This window comes from Filimonas lacunae, from assembly GCF_002355595.1.
Classification (GTDB): domain Bacteria; phylum Bacteroidota; class Bacteroidia; order Chitinophagales; family Chitinophagaceae; genus Filimonas; species Filimonas lacunae.
In genome coordinates, this window is the sequence record NZ_AP017422.1 from 1058289 (window position 1) to 1074320 (window position 16032).

The 16032-nt window shown below is 43.4% G+C and carries 23 protein-coding genes and 1 tRNA gene; 12 read left to right on the forward strand and 12 right to left on the reverse strand.

All coding sequences use genetic code 11. The features are described 5' to 3' along the window. The first annotated feature begins 68 nt into the window (after positions 1 to 68). Both FLA_RS04455 and FLA_RS04460 read left to right on the forward strand, forming a co-directional pair. Positions 69 to 881, forward strand: coding sequence for an alpha/beta fold hydrolase (locus FLA_RS04455; protein ID WP_076382418.1), 813 nt, complete (start codon positions 69 to 71; stop codon positions 879 to 881). Positions 882 to 904: 23 nt separating this feature from the next. Continuing rightward, positions 905 to 1354, forward strand: a complete 450-nt coding sequence (locus FLA_RS04460) for a peroxiredoxin (RefSeq protein ID WP_076382417.1) — start codon at positions 905 to 907, stop codon at positions 1352 to 1354. A gap of 70 nt (positions 1355 to 1424) precedes the next feature. On the opposite strand, the gene FLA_RS04465 is transcribed toward FLA_RS04460, so the two are convergent. After that, entirely contained in the window at positions 1425 to 1790 is a 366-nt protein-coding gene (locus FLA_RS04465; protein ID WP_076382416.1) for a winged helix-turn-helix transcriptional regulator, read from the reverse strand. A gap of 142 nt (positions 1791 to 1932) precedes the next feature. Between FLA_RS04465 and FLA_RS04470 the strand changes: the two genes are divergently transcribed. Then, positions 1933 to 2784 (forward strand): SDR family oxidoreductase, encoded by an 852-nt coding sequence (locus tag FLA_RS04470; protein ID WP_076382415.1) that lies wholly within the window; start codon positions 1933 to 1935, stop codon positions 2782 to 2784. A 149-nt stretch (positions 2785 to 2933) separates the two neighbouring features. Here FLA_RS04470 and FLA_RS04480 read toward each other — a convergent pair whose 3' ends face one another. The 8 genes from FLA_RS04480 to FLA_RS04515 form a co-directional block, all read right to left on the reverse strand. Beyond that, entirely contained in the window at positions 2934 to 3728 is a 795-nt protein-coding gene (locus tag FLA_RS04480) for an alpha/beta fold hydrolase (protein WP_084206528.1), read from the reverse strand. A 102-nt stretch (positions 3729 to 3830) separates the two neighbouring features. After that, on the reverse strand, positions 3831 to 4577 hold the full coding sequence (locus tag FLA_RS04485; protein WP_076382414.1) for an SDR family NAD(P)-dependent oxidoreductase: 747 nt from the start codon (positions 4575 to 4577) through the stop codon (positions 3831 to 3833). Positions 4578 to 4591: 14 nt separating this feature from the next. Then, entirely contained in the window at positions 4592 to 5212 is a 621-nt protein-coding gene (locus FLA_RS04490) for an isochorismatase family cysteine hydrolase (RefSeq protein ID WP_076382452.1), read from the reverse strand. Between the two features lie 25 nt (positions 5213 to 5237). After that, positions 5238 to 5669, reverse strand: coding sequence for an OsmC family peroxiredoxin (locus FLA_RS04495; RefSeq protein WP_076382413.1), 432 nt, complete (start codon positions 5667 to 5669; stop codon positions 5238 to 5240). A 28-nt stretch (positions 5670 to 5697) separates the two neighbouring features. Next, the gene (locus tag FLA_RS04500; protein ID WP_076382412.1) at positions 5698 to 6564 is read right to left on the reverse strand and encodes an enoyl-CoA hydratase/isomerase family protein; all 867 of its coding nucleotides are present in this window, start codon (positions 6562 to 6564) and stop codon (positions 5698 to 5700) included. Positions 6565 to 6596: 32 nt separating this feature from the next. Continuing rightward, positions 6597 to 7343: an SDR family oxidoreductase gene (locus FLA_RS04505; RefSeq protein WP_076382411.1), complete on the reverse strand. Its 747-nt coding sequence runs from the start codon at positions 7341 to 7343 to the stop codon at positions 6597 to 6599. Positions 7344 to 7354: 11 nt separating this feature from the next. Then, positions 7355 to 7675 (reverse strand): DUF1330 domain-containing protein, encoded by a 321-nt coding sequence (locus FLA_RS04510; protein ID WP_076382410.1) that lies wholly within the window; start codon positions 7673 to 7675, stop codon positions 7355 to 7357. A gap of 120 nt (positions 7676 to 7795) precedes the next feature. Next, positions 7796 to 8413 (reverse strand): Crp/Fnr family transcriptional regulator, encoded by a 618-nt coding sequence (locus FLA_RS04515; RefSeq protein ID WP_076382409.1) that lies wholly within the window; start codon positions 8411 to 8413, stop codon positions 7796 to 7798. A 147-nt stretch (positions 8414 to 8560) separates the two neighbouring features. Here FLA_RS04515 and FLA_RS04520 point away from each other — a divergent pair, with 147 nt between their 5' ends. Next, complete coding sequence (locus FLA_RS04520; protein ID WP_144264175.1) at positions 8561 to 9208, forward strand: TetR/AcrR family transcriptional regulator; 648 nt, start codon at positions 8561 to 8563, stop codon at positions 9206 to 9208. Between the two features lie 124 nt (positions 9209 to 9332). Here FLA_RS04520 and FLA_RS04525 read toward each other — a convergent pair whose 3' ends face one another. Continuing rightward, positions 9333 to 9587: a helix-turn-helix domain-containing protein gene (locus FLA_RS04525; RefSeq protein ID WP_076382407.1), complete on the reverse strand. Its 255-nt coding sequence runs from the start codon at positions 9585 to 9587 to the stop codon at positions 9333 to 9335. 506 nt (positions 9588 to 10093) lie between these two features. Between FLA_RS04525 and FLA_RS04530 the strand changes: the two genes are divergently transcribed. From FLA_RS04530 to FLA_RS32020, 7 genes are all read left to right on the forward strand, one after another. After that, positions 10094 to 10996, forward strand: a complete 903-nt coding sequence (locus FLA_RS04530; protein WP_076382406.1) for a HEPN domain-containing protein — start codon at positions 10094 to 10096, stop codon at positions 10994 to 10996. Between the two features lie 10 nt (positions 10997 to 11006). Continuing rightward, the gene (locus FLA_RS04535; protein WP_076382405.1) at positions 11007 to 11369 is read left to right on the forward strand and encodes a hypothetical protein; all 363 of its coding nucleotides are present in this window, start codon (positions 11007 to 11009) and stop codon (positions 11367 to 11369) included. Between the two features lie 12 nt (positions 11370 to 11381). Next, complete coding sequence (locus FLA_RS04540; protein WP_076382404.1) at positions 11382 to 11597, forward strand: hypothetical protein; 216 nt, start codon at positions 11382 to 11384, stop codon at positions 11595 to 11597. Further along, a complete protein-coding gene (locus tag FLA_RS04545) occupies positions 11594 to 11848 on the forward strand; it encodes a hypothetical protein (protein ID WP_076382403.1) in 255 nt (84 codons plus the stop codon). Before FLA_RS04540 ends, FLA_RS04545 begins: the two co-directional genes overlap by 4 nt. A 383-nt stretch (positions 11849 to 12231) precedes the next feature. Beyond that, the gene (locus FLA_RS04555; protein WP_076382401.1) at positions 12232 to 12639 is read left to right on the forward strand and encodes a hypothetical protein; all 408 of its coding nucleotides are present in this window, start codon (positions 12232 to 12234) and stop codon (positions 12637 to 12639) included. A 291-nt stretch (positions 12640 to 12930) separates the two neighbouring features. After that, positions 12931 to 13206 (forward strand): hypothetical protein, encoded by a 276-nt coding sequence (locus FLA_RS04560; RefSeq protein ID WP_076382400.1) that lies wholly within the window; start codon positions 12931 to 12933, stop codon positions 13204 to 13206. Positions 13207 to 13322: 116 nt separating this feature from the next. Continuing rightward, positions 13323 to 14810, forward strand: a complete 1488-nt coding sequence (locus FLA_RS32020; RefSeq protein WP_394337496.1) for a recombinase family protein — start codon at positions 13323 to 13325, stop codon at positions 14808 to 14810. On the opposite strand, the gene FLA_RS04570 is transcribed toward FLA_RS32020, so the two are convergent. Continuing rightward, positions 14770 to 14844: transfer RNA gene (locus tag FLA_RS04570), tRNA-Val, on the reverse strand. The two genes, FLA_RS32020 and FLA_RS04570, sit on opposite strands and share 41 nt — an antisense overlap. Before the next feature lie 155 nt (positions 14845 to 14999). Here FLA_RS04570 and FLA_RS04575 point away from each other — a divergent pair. Further along, complete coding sequence (locus FLA_RS04575; RefSeq protein ID WP_076382399.1) at positions 15000 to 15581, forward strand: hypothetical protein; 582 nt, start codon at positions 15000 to 15002, stop codon at positions 15579 to 15581. Between the two features lie 5 nt (positions 15582 to 15586). Here FLA_RS04575 and FLA_RS04580 read toward each other — a convergent pair whose 3' ends face one another. After that, the gene (locus FLA_RS04580; RefSeq protein ID WP_076382398.1) at positions 15587 to 16027 is read right to left on the reverse strand and encodes an HD domain-containing protein; all 441 of its coding nucleotides are present in this window, start codon (positions 16025 to 16027) and stop codon (positions 15587 to 15589) included. Positions 16028 to 16032: the final 5 nt, after the last annotated feature.

Sequence of the window (16032 nt, forward strand, 5' to 3'; positions counted from 1 at the left end):
TTTTAACCCGGGTTAAAATCTTGCCGCAGGCGGGGGAATAGTTTTGTGTTACCAAAAAAACACGTTACATGAAAAAAATGAGACAGCTGATATGGGCAGCACTGACAGGAGGGATAGTATTGATGGCTTGCAGTAAGGATGACAAGGCAGAAGCGCCACCCGCGAAGACCTATGTACTGGTACATGGCGCGTGGCAGGCACCGTATGTATGGGATTCTGTCCGCATCCGCCTGGAGAAAGATGGTGCGAAGGTAGTGGTAGTGGCATTACCGGGCCATGGTGCGGATACTACGGCACCGGCATCCCTCACACTGAATGTCTACCAGGATAAAGTGATCAAAGCCCTGGATGGCGTAAGTGGGAAAGTCATCCTGGTGGGGCATAGCCTGGGGGGCATGGTGATCTCCGCAGTGGGAGAGAAAGTACCGGAGCGTATAGAAAAGCTGATATATATCGGCGCCTACTTACCGCAGAATGGACAATCACTGCTGGACCTCGCCAACACCGATGCCGACTCCCAGTTACGCACTTCGCTACGTCCGTCTCCCGATTTTGTCACGCTTGATGTCGTACGCGAAGAACTGGCCAATATCTTCATACAGGATGGCTCCGAAAAAGTAAAAGCGGCGGTATTGGCGAATTACCGGGCAGAACCAGGGATTCCTTTTTCCAACCCCGTAACGTTAACAGCCGGTAACTACGGCAGGCTGGAAAAAGTGTACATTAAAACCCTACAGGATCATGTGGTGTCACCGTCGCTGCAAGACCGTATGATCGCCGCAGGAGGTATTACAAAGACCTATCAGCTGAACACGAGTCATTCACCTTTCTTATCCAAGCCGGATTCTGTCAGTATCGCACTGGAGCAACTGGCACAATAATAATTCACCTCAACCATTCTATCATGGCCACATTACAAGCAGGAGATCACGTACCTGATTTTACGCTGCGGGATCAGTATAACAATCCTTTCTCTATGAAAGATCACCGGGGAGATAAAATAGTCCTGTACTTCTATCCCAAGGATGAAAGCGCGGTCTGCACGAAAGAAGCCTGTGCTTTCCGGGACAGCTTCCAGGAGTTTATGGACAAGGGGATACTGGTGATTGGTATTAACGCGGGCTCTTCTGCCAGTCATAAAGCTTTTGCAGAAAAGAACCGGCTGCCTTTCACTTTACTGAGTGACCCGGGTAATAAGGTGCTGAAAGCGTTTGGCATCCAACCCTGGTTATTCCTGACGGGCAGGGAAACCTTCCTGATCGATGAGCAGGGAAAGGTCGAATATACCTACCGGGCTTTTCTCAAAGGGGATGCTCATCCACAGAAGGTGCTGGCATTTCTGCAGGGGCAGTAAGCATCCTGCATTGCTCTACTTAAACCTGTAAGTCTTTAAAAAACTTACAGGTTTTTTATTGCTGCCTGTCTTACGCGGTGGCTTCATAGCAATGCGCTTTGCTGCTGGTGGGGAGTAGTTCCGGGAAACCGTTACCAAAGTTGCGTAAGGCTTCCAGTACCGGTAAAACCTGTAGGCCTGCTTCGCTGAGGGCATATTCTACACGGGGCGGCTTCTCCTGGTAATAGGTACGGATGATCAGTCCATCTTCTTCCAGTTCTTTTAAAGCTTCTGTCAATACCTTTTTAGAGATGGTCTGCAACAGCGCATGCAGCTTGCCGTAGCGCACCGTTCCTTTGGAGAGTACCAGTAGTATCAACACTTTCCATTTGCCACCGATATAGTTCACCGATCTTATCACGCCACAGTGCGCGGAGTTTTCATGTACCTGTCTCATATCTTACCTGCTATGGTTACCGGATGGTTCCCTGTTTTTTCCTTTGGTTACCAAAAGGTGCCCGCTTTGTTAGGGGCCATCACCCGGCTAAGTTCGTGAAAACCTTTCCTTTGTGTCACGAAAGACTAATAAAAAATCTGATATGAAAAAGGTAGTAGTGATTACGGGTAGCAGCAGCGGCTTCGGGATGCTGACTGCTATTACGCTGGCAGGAAAAGGATATACAGTAGTAGCAACGATGCGGCATAGTAAAGGGTACAATCAACCTGCTGCCGGTAAGCTGCGGGAACAGGGTATAGCGGAGGTGGTGGATATGGATGTGACGGATGATACTTCTGTGCAGCAGGCGATCAGCGGCATCCTGTCGCGGTATGGCCGGATCGATATATTGATCAACAATGCGGGTGTGTACAGTGGTGGTGTGCTGGAAGCCTTTTCTATAGAACAGGTAAAGCGGGTATTTGAAACGAATGTCTTTGGTATCCTGCGGGTGAATAACGAAGTGTTGCCGGGTATGCGTGCCCGGAAGGAAGGGCTGATCATTAACATCTCCAGCTCTGTGGGCAGGGTATCGCCCCCACTACAGGCCCCTTATAACGCCAGTAAGTTTGCGGTAGAAGCATTGGTGGAAGCGTCCCATGCGGAGTTGTCTACACAGGGCATTGAAACGGTGCTGATAGAGCCGGGTGCTTTCCTGACAGATATCTGGGGAAAACAGGGGCTGAATGCAGACCGTGCCGGTATCGCAGAAAGCTATGGACAGGACATCGCAGACATGCAGCAGCATATCCAGCAAGTGTTTGGTAAAATACTCGAAGAACAGAAACCGGATCCGCAACTGGTAGCAGACAAGATCCTCGCGCTGATAGAAATGAAAGCGGGTAAGCGCCCGCTGCGTAACCCGGTGGATCCTGCTGCGAATGGGGCAGATATTGCGTACAATGAAGCAACGATCGCTGCTGCTGCGCATTGGATGGTGCAATATGGTTTTTAAAGAACGGCCTGATAGAGATACTTACCAGGGTGATGATTTTGCTGTCTGTGTTTGTTTACTGTTTACTTCCCCTGGTAAAAACAAGGCGGGTGTGATAGCACACCCGCTGTTTTTTTATAGTTATGGCAGGCTTCTCAGGAAGGAAGCTTTTACCTGGATTCCTGGAGAAGGATATCTGCCAGCTTAGCCGGAACGGAGAGGAAAGGCGTATGACTGCTGTGAAGCGTATACGTTTTTTTTACCGGTGTGGCTTTTACCATCTGTATTTGTGCGCTATAGCTTACTGCATGGTCTTCCGTTGTATGGATATAGGCTTTCCGGATACTGCCAAAATTGGCATTTGTAAGTGTAACCGGTGTTGCCAACGGTGCTAATGGCTCCGCTTTCCAATGGGCGATCACAAAATCGACTATATTTCCAGGAGTGTCCTGCAGAAAAGCATCTGTAATACCTTCTTTGCTGACAATAGCCAATCCATGCTCTTTATCTACAGTCAGATATTTACCCAGGTGAGCATCCTTGTCGTTTTGCGCCAGCGATAGTAAGCTCTGACCATCTTGCGGCAGGAAAGCAGCGAGATACACCAGTTCTTTTACCTGTGCAGGTATCTCTTCTGCTACCTGGCTGATGATCACACCGGCCATACTATGTCCCACTAATACAATGTCTGTACGATTGCCGATCGCCTTTTTAACCTCGTCCACGTATAGCCGCATACTGATGTTTGCCGGGGAGGTGTTATCCGCTCCGTGGCCAGGCAGGTTTACGTTTATAACGGTATGTCCCTTGTCCCTGAGTACCGGGGTTATTGCGTTCCATGCGGTTGAATCACTCCAGGCTCCATGTACCAGGACTATGGTAGCAGGTATTTTTGATGCTGCCTGTTGAGAAAAGCTATAGTGGCCTACCAGGCAAAGAACGAATGCTACATAAATCGCTTTCATGATTATTTTGTTTGTGAGATCAAAACTAAAAATGTGTATGCCTGATTTATTTAACCCAGGTTAAAATCCCTTTGGAATCAAAAACCTAATTGGTAAAGGGACTCAGGCAGAAAGTCCGCCATCGATAGTGATACTGGCTCCTGTGATATAGGCAGCATCCGGTCCTGCGAGAAAGCCGACCAGGGCTGCGATTTCTTCTGCCTTGCCATACCGGCCGAGCGCTGTTTTGGAACGCATCGCGTCCGCAAAAGCCCCGCTGTCCGGGTTCATATCTGTATCCACCGGTCCGGGTTGTACCGCGTTTACGGTGATCCCTCTTTTTCCCAGGTCATGTGCATAGCCCCGGCTGTACGAAGAAGCTGCTGCTTTGGTAGCTGCATAGTCTGTCAGATGAGCCGTGCCCACATAATTAGCCACTGCGGAGCTGATGGTGATGATTCTTCCGTTATCGCTGATATACTTTGCTGCTTCCCGGATGGCCGTAGCTATAGAGCGTATATTGATATCAATCTGCCGGTCGTATTGCGCTGTATTTTTATCTGCATCTTCTATTGGGCCGATGACAAATACCGCTGCATTATTTACCAGGATGTCGAGCCTGCCAAAATGTTGAGCTGTCTGTGCGACAGCTGCTGCCACATCCTTTTGAAGGGAGCTATCCGCCTGAATGGCCAATGCTTTTGTTCCTGCCTTTTCCAATTCCTTTACAATGGCGTTCGCCTTCTCAGCGGAATTCACATAAGTAAAGGCAATACTCGCACCTTCTGCCGCTAATTTTTGTACAATAGCCGCACCGATGCCGCGGCTGCCCCCTGTAACCAAGGCAACCTTGCTTGTTAATGATGACATAGTTCAATGATTTTTTATTGTTCAAGTGCTTCCAGGAATGCGGAGATTGTCAGCACCTCATGTCCGAAGGCAGGGTAGGATATCTCAATAGCTGCTTCCTGGGCCTTCTCGGTAAACTCAGCTACACCATCTGTGAGGAAGGTTACATGGTACCCTGCTTCCAATGCATACCTGCCTGTACCTTCCACGCATGTCTGGGATGTCAGCCCGGCAAATACCAGCTTTTCTATCCCTTTCGACCGGAGATGTACATCCAGATCGGTGTTGATAAATGCATTGTAGAGATGATGCCGTTGTGCAATAAACTCTCCCTCCAACGGACGTAAAGGATCGTAAAAATCGGCTCCTTTACTACCTTTCCAAAAGACTTGGTTCGCTTTGCCCCACTGCATCCGGGGAAGTACATAAGGGAAATCAGTAAAGGTGGATGCATCAAGGCCATGTGGTGCGTATACTACGGGAATACCCGCAGACCGCGTACCCGCTAATAACCTTTCCAGATTCGCTTTCAGGTCCATTTTATCCACCATCGGTTTAATCTGTTCGTGCAGCTTACCGTCTTCTGCGAGGAAGTCGTTCAGTACATCGACCAACACCAGCGCGGATTTGTCCCTGGGATAATTGATAGGATTCATGTGAAGTATTAAATGATGAAATGCATTAGCCGGGAAGTAACCGGGCATTGATGGTTGTTGGTAGCTTAATGATCTTGGAAATAGCGCAACCGACCCTGGCACCCTCCGCAAAAGTTTGAAACTGTTGTTCGGATGCTCCTGGAATAGCCGCTTCCACGTTGAAGTGTATACTTTTTATTTCCGGTCTTCCCGCGTCATCAAATCCAAGATCCAGGTTCACCGTGGTGTTGATACTTGTCGTTTCCAGCTGGTTCTGACCGGCAATATTCGCTAATGCCTGGTTGTAGCAGGCTGCATGCGCCGCAGCGAGCAATTCTTCCGGGATAGCCCCCGGTGCATGCTCAAAACGGCTGCTATAACTTACCGGAACAGCTTCCAAAATACGTGTTTGTGTGGAGAGGGTACCATTCCCTTTCTTCCAGCTACCTTTCCAGGTAGAGATGCCTGTTAAGTTCATGTGATCAGATTTGAATGTTGAATGAAATTTATTCGCCGGCAAGCAACCCTAAATGATGTCCCAGCCGGTATTCGGTATCACTATCGGTCTGGAAACCTTTTTCCATCAATTTGGCCAGCAATGCCTGTGCTTCCGGGCGTTGGTACAGTTCAAAAAATTTGTTGGTGGATTCCTGTATCTCAAATGGATCAGGGCGGCCGCCTGCGCGTTGCAGCAGGATGGTTTTTGTGGCCTGCAATGCCGGTAATTCAAACCCACTGATCCGCGTTGCCAGGTTATTTACAAAAGCATCCAGTTGTTTATCCGGGAAAGCCCTGTTAATCCAGCCATAGACAGCAGCTGTATCGGCGTCATAGTCGTCTGCGCTGACCGCGATTTCCAATGCGCGTGCATAGCCGGATAGTAAAGGCAGGTATTCCGCGGCACCGCCGCCTGGTAAAAGCCCCATACCTACTTCCAGGTGGCCAAAAATAGCCTGCTCTTTGCTGGCAAAACGCATATCGCAGGCCAGTATGAATTCAGAACCGATGCCACGAACCCGGCCACGAATAGAGGCGATACTAATGACACCGGCATTATGTAGCCTGTTCGATACATCCACCCACTGCTGTACCCCCAGCTTCCCGGACACCATGGGCACTTCTGCTCCCCGTAACACATCGAAGTGGGAAACAAAGTAGTCCTTGTGCGCGCTGTCAAATACGATTACTTTTAATGCTTTATCTGTTTCCACGATATCCATCAATCGCTGAAGCCCTGCAATCATATCCGGTCCCATCAGGTTGATAGGTGGATTGTCTAATGTTACCCGCCAGAAAGCGGCACTGTGCTTGGTGATGATCAGTGGAGCGTTATCCATTTTTTCAATAGATAACGGTGTGCTTGTAATAGCCATGAATGCTTATTTTAATTGTGTTCAATGAAATACTAGTGGGTAGGATTGAGCATTTGAAATGCACCCTGGGGATCGCTGAAGAAAAATGAACGAAAGTCTTTTGTCTGACCTACATAAATTTCAGGTTCATCCTTTTGAATACCTTCCAGTAACTGCTCTGCTACGACAACCGCAGGAATACCATTTTCAGCTCCGCCAATGGCCTTAGAGAATTCCGTATCTACTAAAGGCGGCAGTAACTCAAATACTTTTACCGGTGTGTTTTTTGCCAGGGAATGTCTCAGCGCCAGTGTATAGGAGTGCAGAGCTGCCTTGGTATCAGAATAAGTGGGTATCACGGTTACGGGGGTTATGGATACCAGTGAGGTGACATTGATAATAGCTGCCTCTTTTTGCAAAGTAAGTATGGGCAGCAGGCTTTCATTTAACCGGATCACAGCCAGGTAGTTTGTCAGCATCTCTTCGCTGGCTTTTTCAAAGGCATTGATACCATTCCCATGCGAGTATACATAACTCTGCGCCGCATTATTCATAACGATACTGAGGTTCTCAAACTCATTCGTTATTTTGTCGGTTAATTTTTTCACCTCTTCGCCTTTGGTGATGTCACAGGAGAATGTATGTACATTGTCCAGCCCTCTGGCTGCATTGCGTAACCTGTCCGCATTTCTTCCGATGATCAGCACTTTGTTACCACGCTTGTTCAGCAACCTGGCTGTTTCCAGGCCAATGCCGGAACCACCTCCCGTAATCAGTACGGTTTTGTTTGAAATTTCCATTTTGATGATTATTATAAATGAACGTATGCTTCGTTTGTAATGCCAGGTATCCCTTCCATCAATAATACCGTTGTATTAGCCCCTTTAAACCGGTGAAGTGCTGCCGCCTGATATTCCGCGCTGTTATACCATTCCTGCGCAGCTTCCAGGGAAGGGAATTCCAGTATCATTCCCCCAAGGATAGATGGCCCCTCCAGTACAGAATGTCCACGGGCTTCTGTCAGGATTTTAATGTTGTATCCGATCAGCGTACGCGGCACCATTTCTGTATAAATGCTCAGCTCTTCTGTATCGGTTGCCTGTTCGAGAATGAAAATGAGATAGGCTGACATTGTGCGAATAGAAGTTTAGCAAACATGTATGAAATAGACGATATTGTCTATTTTTTGGCGTGTTTGCAAAAACAAAATTATCCGGATGCTACAAGAGATTTATGAACCTATGGTAATAAATTAAGCCCTGCCAAGGCATTTGCTTTTTATCCTGCTGAGGGATTGTGGTGTCACGTGAAGATAAGATGCGAGGTAGTAGTTGGAGAACATATTGATCAAGTGGGGTTCTTCCAGTAGGAGTTTTTTATAACGCTCCGCAGCAGACAAGGTTAATAAGGAAGAGATCCTGTCATACATCACAATAAAAAAGGCTTCGTTCAGTTTGCGCATTAATTTCTCAAACACGGGTATGTGTTTGCACATGTACTCAAAGTTATCATAGCTCCACCGGATGGCCGTTACTTCGGTAAGTGTTTCAATGGTAAGTGTTGCAGGAAGTCCTGTGAGAAAGCTTTTGTAGTCATTGATAAATAAATTTTTTGCATTGCTGAAAGGTTCGTTGAAATGAAACAACCAGGTCGTGGTGGCTTTGTCCGGGTCTGTATAATAGGAGCGGGCTTTTCCGGATACAATAAAATAGCAATACCTGGATACGGTGCCTTCTCTCAGGATCACCTGTCCTTTGGGTATTACTATCTCCTGGGACCTGGCTATAATAATGTCTTCGGATTCCAGGTCAATCGCTGCAATGTTTTTCAGGTTCTTTAAAAGTGGCTCACAGAAGGATGCATCTGTCATGGTATACTGATTTGGAGTGCGTAAATACGGATATGGTAAATCCTGTCAAAAATAGACAATTTCGTCTATTTTGGTATTTTTGTACGCGGTACCCGCCGGCCGGATATTATCCTATGGTAACCTTTCCGGTTGATAAACGTGGTAGCTTTGACAAAAAAAACAGGCGATTACATCTATATTTGGGTTATATCAAAGCCGGGAAAGATGGGGAAAGCGGAAAGGACAAAACAAATGATCATAGAAAAAGCTTCTATTATATTGAATAAAAAAGGAGTGGAGGGCACGACCGTGGATAGTGTGCTGGAAGCTTCACAGGTGGCCCGGGGTTGCCTGTATAATTATTTTGACAATAAAGACGCGCTTTGTTATGAAGCGGTCGATTATTTATTGAAAAAAAATGATGACCAGGTGATCTCCGTAGTATCGAGAGAGCAGACGGCAAAGAGCAAGATCTATGCCTACCTGAAATTTAATAAGGACCCGCTGGATACTTTCATTGAAGGAGGTTGCCCTATCCTGAATCTTGCGGCAGAAGCGGATGACAATAACCCCGTCATCAAAGAAAAGCTGAAAGCCAATATGCTTGCTGCGCAAAAATATTTTACGGTTATTTTAAAAGAAGGTATCAGGTCAGGGGAGTTTAGTAAACGATTACAGGCAGATGAATTTGCTTACAAGATGTTTGCTTCCATACAGGGGGGGATCCTCATCAGCCGTGTCATCGGAAATGTGCAACCGATGCAGGCAATTATAAAAAGTATCAAGGCGGAGCTGAAGACCTTTGAAACAGAATAATCTTACTTAAATGAAGCGCATAATACCTTCCTGATTTGATAAGCGCGAGTTTAAGTAGGTTACATCCAAGCTATTTTTTGCCACGTGTGAAAATTTGTAGTGGTTTGTAATATTAGATGTTGTGTTAGTTTGTCTTTTTCTCAGGAGTAGGCTCCAATAATGTTTGGATATTAACTTCTAAAGCCAATGCTATCTTTCTTAAATTAGATAAGGTAGGTTGGCCATGATTATTGCAAAATCTTGCTACTGAATTTAAACTGAGACCAATTTTTTCTGCCAAATCTTTTTGAGATACATCCAGTTCAAGCAATACAGCCTTTATTCTATTAATTTTTACCCTTGCTCCTGCTTTTTTAATATTTGATGATGACTTAGCCATAATTCTAGAAATTAAAGCTAATGAAATATTGAATTATTACATCAAATGCTAATAAACAAAGGTTTATTAATCAACAGATTGAGTGTATTTTTAATAATCTTTAAGTTGTATAAAATAATATACAGTATGTATTTCATAAACTTATTTGTATATTAGCTATGGGAAAAGAAATTGTTTGTCAAAAATCAAGGAGCATGAAAGGCAAGTGTAATTCGCCATAAGAATGTATTTTGCGAGTTCTAAAATATTTAAAGCGTGTTTGCTTTAATTCCTGCAACTGAAAACTACGACCTTTCAATTACGGCTGGAATAAGGTAAATCGCTCACGTTACGCGTGGGCGTTCTTATTTCCGTATAGGGTGTCGTAGCCCTTCAGTTGAATAAGGACTAACCCACGCCTTTTTTGTCCTAAAGATGGACTGTTCTTCACGTGGGTTAATTACATAATCACCTTATTGTTTCACGGTAACTAGCATAGAAAATCTATGCTTAGGTAATCCTTTTGTATGTTAAACACATTAGAACACCTTACCCCAAATCAAAAAATGGAGTTGGATCAGTTTGTACTTAATGTAAAGACTGAAATACCCACTGACAAAATCATCTGCTACGGCTCCAGGTTAAAAAGTAAAACAAGTCTAGGCTGCTTCTTCAATGATGGAAATAGTAATTATCATTTAGAATGCGACCTGCTATTAATATTAAAGGAAGAATGTAAATGGCTTATACATGAGATACTGGATATTCTTGATAAGCAGGAGAACGAGTATATTTCGGCAACATTCATTATCTACAGATTGAATACCGTAAATGAAGCTATTCTTATTGGTAATAGGTTCTTTGTTAATATTCAGAGAAAAGGTCTGCCACTTTATGATAGTACAGATCAGCTATTGTTTCAATCCGCTGTAAACATTGAACTAGCGGATTGGGTGCTTGTAGCCGAAAATGATTGGGAACGGCTTCATAAAAAAGCTATAGACTTTTTAAAAGGAGCGGGGTTTTATAAAGGTCAGCAAAACTTTGAATATTGTGTTTTTTTACTTCATCAGAGTATTGAACAAATAGCTGCCGCCCTTCTTCTTTCTATCGTTGGTTATCGTCACTCATTGCATAATACCTACAGGATTATCAAACTTTTACAACAAGTGGGTTTGGATGCCGCCAAATTGTTTCCCGCCAATACTGCTGAGGAGAAAGAAATCTTTTCAGTACTCCGGTATAGTTATGGAGATGCGAGGTATAATAAAGACTACACTGTGTCGAAAGAAATGGCAGGTGTTATATATGGTAGAGTGAAACAGCTTATCAAGGATGCTGAATCGGTCTATCAATGGCATAAAGAAAGATGGCAGGAAAAGCTTCGTAATGAATCTAGCACTTTATCAGCTGTAGTAGTTAACAGTTAAATCTCACCTTATGAAATCAATTCATATAAAAGCAAAATTTCAGCTAACTGAGAGTTTTTGTCATGCGTGTGAGGTTGCTGGAACTACGCCGGAGGCGGCGCTACAAAAGTTTATCAATAGCGTTACTATAGAAGGCTATTTACAAGAGTTTAATAAAAGCAGCGCTAAACTATCCGGCGAATTTATTAGACTATCCTTCCATAATCTTGAGGCTGATGGTGCACTTTTAAAGAATGATACTATAAGGGCTCAAATTTCAATGAGCTTCTTTCAAAAGATAGCTTCTTTAAGATCGTCAGACAGAAGCCCGGAAGATAAAAAACTGCTGTATAAACAACTCATTGCGGATTGGTTTAACCTGATTTTTGATTAATCCCTAAAATTTATGGAAAAGGAATTTACCCTTCGGATAGAAGCCGAAATGGCATTGCTATGTGATATGCTCCGCATTTGTCCTAAAGCTGTGCTTCAGTTATACATAGAACATGTAGATCTGGATAGGATGGAAGAGGAACCGCCAAATTTTGCCATCATGATAGCAACGGTGCTTTTCTTTCGGGATGATATTGATAAGTATAAAACTCAAAATGGTTTATTATGAAAAATACACAACATGAGAAACTATTAGAAAAAATGGAATCAGATGTGCGCTCCTTCTTTTTAAACAATGAGTATAAGAAAAGCAAAAAGGAGTTGTGGGAGCTATTTACTGCATTTGTTTATTTCCGGGGAGAGATAGATACTGGTAAAGAAATTAGTGATATGCTTTCCTTTTTTGAGCAATTAGTTGGCTTTCTCTTAACGCTCAATCGTATCAATAACAGGATTATTAAGTTAAATCAAAAGCCATGACTAAACGTATCAATTCAGATGATTTACGTAATTCCCGTGAGCCATACTGGATACCACTTACATATGAGGGAGAAATAGACACCACTACTTTAAAGTGTCATATAGATAGCTATACGAGGCATTTTAAGCATTGGCATTTAGACACTATAACCCTGTTTGATATAGCTCCTCATGTCGTTCAGTTCAAACATTCCAATGGGAGTATCCATTTTATCATGAAAGTGAAGTTTGACGACAATCATCTTGTCGTTTCTTGCGATTGTGACAGGAAGGTAGAAATGCTATGTCATCATTCCTACAGGGCCTTGAAAGAGTTGATAAATAAAAAGGGGGAGGATGTATTTCGTAATTATCTACATAAGTCCCTGCAAGTAAACTAGGTTATGTTAATAGAAGTGCTGGTAATGTTTATCTGGTTGAAGGCAAAACGGCTTATTGTTATTGCCCTGATATCTTATGTAATGCATTACTTATTCTTTGCTATCTATTATCATCGGCTAATAGATATATACATGCTGGCAATGAGCATTCTGTTTGCCATTTTGTTTATTCACTTACTCATTTGTATGTTTTTGCTGAATAGTATGAAGAAAAAGCGGAAAAGCATTCGCCAGATATTGTATATACATTTTGCTGTAGGCTTTTTTGTTTATTTAATTGGTGCTATTTGCTGGTTCTCGCCCAATCCCCTTGACTGGGGCGTTGACTGGGAGCCAGCAATTGTTTCGTTTAGTGTGTTAACGATGGATACAGGATTAACCAGGTTGGTAATTCACAAAAAATGGTTGTGAATGAAGGTGTTTATTACGGTTAGGTATGGAGAAATGGTTAGGAATTCGTTGTGATTTTAATTCGTATTAATATGTTTTCATTCGGAAATCGTTTTGAAATCGTTCGGTAATCAATCTGTAATGAATGTGTATTTAAAAGTGCCGTTACGATCCAAAATATGCCCAATCAGGGAATGTGAGGGAAATTCAGGAATTGTTTGGCAAATGTTAGCCTATTTGTGCCCAAACTGGTAAAGTGCCCTTTTCGACCGCTGTAGCTTTGTGTTTTTGTTTACACCCTAAAACCAAACTATGAAGAAACAAGCAGTCAAATTAGTTTCTGGAAGAGAACAAGAGAGGGCAACATTCTCCCCTGATTTGCTAACCAGAATACATGATGTTACGCCAGCAGAAGTAAAAGCGCTGCCCACTTTTCAGTATTATTCTGATGAACAAGTAGTGCAGCTCATATCCACTATAAAAACATTTACCCAAATAGGATACAGTATGTTTTATGAAAAGCAGCAGGAGGAAGAAGCAAAAGTATTTAACCTATCAGATAACTCCCCTAAACAAAATGTAGCATGAGTAAAGATTTAATATTGTTTGAATCCTTTGGAAAAGGAAAGAAACTGCAAGCTCTGCGAACCAGCAACTGTGTAATCTACACCCGCGTGTCAACGAAAGAACAGGCGGATAATAATATGAGCCTGGAAACCCAGCGAAAGATGTGTCAGCAATATGCCAATAAAAACGGGTTGCAGATCATGGGATACTTTGGTGGTACATATGAAAGTGCGAAAACAGATGAAAGGAGAGAGTTTAATAAAATGCTGGCTTTTGTTAAAAAGAGTAAAGAGCGCATAGGTTATATCATTGTGTATAGTGTTGATCGGTTTAGTCGTTCGGGGACGAATGCTATGTATATCACCGATCAACTAAAAAAGCAAGGCATTGTATTGTTTGCTGTTACGCAACCTACAGACGCGACTACTACGAGCGGGAGCTTGCAACAAAATATCCAGTTTATATTTAGTGAGTACGATAATCAGTTAAGGCGTGAAAAGTGCATGGCTGGTACTAAGGAAAAGCTATTGATGGGTATTTGGTGTACTAACCCGCCATTGGGCTATGATGTGGTGAAAAAGGATGGTAAAAGGGAATTTGTGGCCAATAAAGTGGGTAAGCTGCTAGGTAAAGGCTTCCACTTAAAAGCGCAAGGGTTAACGAATGAAGAAGTGCGCGAGCAGTTAGCCCTGCTAGGGCTAAAGCTACCCAATCAGCGGATAACAGATTTTTTGCGTAATCCTTTTTATTGTGGGCTAATCGTACATAATATGCTGGATGGGCGCGTAGTAGAGGGAAAACAAGAAAAGATTGTTTCAAGGGAAATGTTTCTGCGTGTTAATGGCATATTGGCTGACGGGCATCAGGGGTATAATCTTCAACCGGAAAACGAATTAGTGCCTTTAAGGCGGTTTCTAAAGTGCGAAACCTGTGGCAAATCTCTTACTGCCTATAAAGCTTATAAAAATCAACAGTACTACTATAAATGCAGCACTATTGGCTGCGGATGTAATAAAAGGGCTGATGCAGTTCATGCGGCATTTAAAACCATGCTTTCTGAGTTAACGTTGTGTGTAAACGAAGATTGCAGGGAGATAATAAAAACACAGGTTATTGCGACTTATAACCAGGAAACAAAGGAAAGTCATGTAGTCCGACAGCAGTTGGAATCGCAGGTCGCAGAAATGGAAAAAAGGCTGGCAAGGTTCCGGGAAAGGTTCGCGTTGGAGGAAATTGACAGGGAGATGTATGACGAGTATAAGCTGAAATATGGAAAGGAGTTGGAGGAATTAAGGAAAGCTTTGGCTTTATGCAAAACCAGGACCTCGAACCTCGAAAAATGTGTGGATGTAATTATTGATTATGCGTCAAACCTCGCGTCCACATGGGATTCTGGGAAATATGCCGATAAGCAAAAGCTTCAATATCTCGCCTATCCGGATGGAATCTTCTATAACAGGAAAAATGACACATATCGAACCGCGAGAAATAATGAAGTGTTTGACGGAATGGCGCTCCACGCGCGGGTTCTGGCAGAAAATGAAAACGGGAACAACACGTTTAATTGCATTGTTCCCGTTTCTGTGGGAGCACACGGGCTCGAACCGCGGACCCTCTGCTTGTAAGGCAGATGCTCTAAACCAACTGAGCTATGCTCCCTTTTTTTGCTTGAAACCGTATGGCTTCGTGCGTTTCGGGTTGCAAATATAGGATTCGTTTTATTTCTGCCAAATTCTTTTTACCATATTTCAAAAAAAGTGATTTTAGCGGCGTGAACTAATTGTAAGCCTACTACACTGTAAACCCTTGTATTAATGAAATATTCCTTTACCGTTTTTACCCTCCTTTTTACTTGTTTGGGAAGTTGCAACACAGGCACACATCAGGATGCGTCAAAAGCCAGTAAAGCAGATTCTGTTGGTACTATGGATACTATGCAGGCTCATTACAAGAGGGCAGGAAAATGTTATCAATTCGATACTAACTCGTTTGTAGACGGTTGCGCAAAGGAGGTATTACAAAAGAAATCATTGGATAAGCAATATGAACTGGTGGTAGAGTGTAGGTTTGATGATATGCCTCTTTTAAAGTATGTACAGTGGGATAGTACTACAAAGGGAATTGAAGCGTATTTGAGAAAATATCCTGCTAATAATGACTATATCAGTCGTATTTGTAGTGATACAGACCCGCTTTGGGAGGATAGAGAGATTAAGCCCGTTGTTTTCACTGCAGTTAGTGGGCGTTTAATGGTTACCAAAACAGTTAAGATAGACGGGGTAGGGAGTATATCTGTGGTGGTACGGGATTTAATAGTCAAAGACAGCAGCAATAACATCCTGTTTTTGCCGGAAGAAGAATTTAATGATGTAAAAATCGGATGGTGGGCAGGATAGCACCTTTAATGGGAAACTTTTATTTGCGCTGCTGCTATTAGCCTGTAAGCGCGCAGGTATTTATTCAGGCGTGCCACATCTTTTTCGGTCACCTCTGGCAGGCGGCGTATGTCCATATTATCGGTAAGGTCGTGCATTTTTACTGTGCACGACAATGGGTTTTGCAGGGTGCGCTGTATAAAATGATCGTAGTCTTCGTTTTCCGATAGTTTGGTCACTCCCTTTAATCCTTCTATTATTTCCGGGGAAAGGCCTTCGGCTGCCAGTTGTTCAAATGTCCAGGGGGTGTCTTCTACCACATCGTGCAATACGCCACATATCTTTTCCTCCTCCGTAATACCCATATTCATTACCCGTAATACGTGGCCGATATAAGGGGCACCAAATTTGTCTTTTTGACCGTGGTGGGCGGATACGGCAATTTCAATAGCTCGTTCTAATGTCATTGTTA

Excerpts from the sequence above, each read along its gene's own strand:
- FLA_RS04455 (WP_076382418.1), top strand. The coding sequence starts at position 69 with ATGAAAAAAATGAGACAGCTGATATGGGCAGCACTGACAGGAGGGATA.
- FLA_RS04460 (WP_076382417.1), top strand. The coding sequence starts at position 905 with ATGGCCACATTACAAGCAGGAGATCACGTACCTGATTTTACGCTGCGG.
- FLA_RS04465 (WP_076382416.1), bottom strand. The coding sequence starts at position 1,790 with ATGAGACAGGTACATGAAAACTCCGCGCACTGTGGCGTGATAAGATCG.
- FLA_RS04470 (WP_076382415.1), top strand. The coding sequence starts at position 1,933 with ATGAAAAAGGTAGTAGTGATTACGGGTAGCAGCAGCGGCTTCGGGATG.
- FLA_RS04480 (WP_084206528.1), bottom strand. The coding sequence starts at position 3,728 with ATGAAAGCGATTTATGTAGCATTCGTTCTTTGCCTGGTAGGCCACTAT.
- FLA_RS04485 (WP_076382414.1), bottom strand. The coding sequence starts at position 4,577 with ATGTCATCATTAACAAGCAAGGTTGCCTTGGTTACAGGGGGCAGCCGC.
- FLA_RS04490 (WP_076382452.1), bottom strand. The coding sequence starts at position 5,212 with ATGAATCCTATCAATTATCCCAGGGACAAATCCGCGCTGGTGTTGGTC.
- FLA_RS04495 (WP_076382413.1), bottom strand. The coding sequence starts at position 5,669 with ATGAACTTAACAGGCATCTCTACCTGGAAAGGTAGCTGGAAGAAAGGG.
- FLA_RS04500 (WP_076382412.1), bottom strand. The coding sequence starts at position 6,564 with ATGGCTATTACAAGCACACCGTTATCTATTGAAAAAATGGATAACGCT.
- FLA_RS04505 (WP_076382411.1), bottom strand. The coding sequence starts at position 7,343 with ATGGAAATTTCAAACAAAACCGTACTGATTACGGGAGGTGGTTCCGGC.
- FLA_RS04510 (WP_076382410.1), bottom strand. The coding sequence starts at position 7,675 with ATGTCAGCCTATCTCATTTTCATTCTCGAACAGGCAACCGATACAGAA.
- FLA_RS04515 (WP_076382409.1), bottom strand. The coding sequence starts at position 8,413 with ATGACAGATGCATCCTTCTGTGAGCCACTTTTAAAGAACCTGAAAAAC.
- FLA_RS04525 (WP_076382407.1), bottom strand. The coding sequence starts at position 9,587 with ATGGCTAAGTCATCATCAAATATTAAAAAAGCAGGAGCAAGGGTAAAA.
- FLA_RS04530 (WP_076382406.1), top strand. The coding sequence starts at position 10,094 with ATGTTAAACACATTAGAACACCTTACCCCAAATCAAAAAATGGAGTTG.
- FLA_RS04535 (WP_076382405.1), top strand. The coding sequence starts at position 11,007 with ATGAAATCAATTCATATAAAAGCAAAATTTCAGCTAACTGAGAGTTTT.
- FLA_RS04540 (WP_076382404.1), top strand. The coding sequence starts at position 11,382 with ATGGAAAAGGAATTTACCCTTCGGATAGAAGCCGAAATGGCATTGCTA.
- FLA_RS04545 (WP_076382403.1), top strand. The coding sequence starts at position 11,594 with ATGAAAAATACACAACATGAGAAACTATTAGAAAAAATGGAATCAGAT.
- FLA_RS04555 (WP_076382401.1), top strand. The coding sequence starts at position 12,232 with ATGTTAATAGAAGTGCTGGTAATGTTTATCTGGTTGAAGGCAAAACGG.
- FLA_RS04560 (WP_076382400.1), top strand. The coding sequence starts at position 12,931 with ATGAAGAAACAAGCAGTCAAATTAGTTTCTGGAAGAGAACAAGAGAGG.
- FLA_RS32020 (WP_394337496.1), top strand. The coding sequence starts at position 13,323 with ATGAGCCTGGAAACCCAGCGAAAGATGTGTCAGCAATATGCCAATAAA.
- FLA_RS04575 (WP_076382399.1), top strand. The coding sequence starts at position 15,000 with ATGAAATATTCCTTTACCGTTTTTACCCTCCTTTTTACTTGTTTGGGA.
- FLA_RS04580 (WP_076382398.1), bottom strand. The coding sequence starts at position 16,027 with ATGACATTAGAACGAGCTATTGAAATTGCCGTATCCGCCCACCACGGT.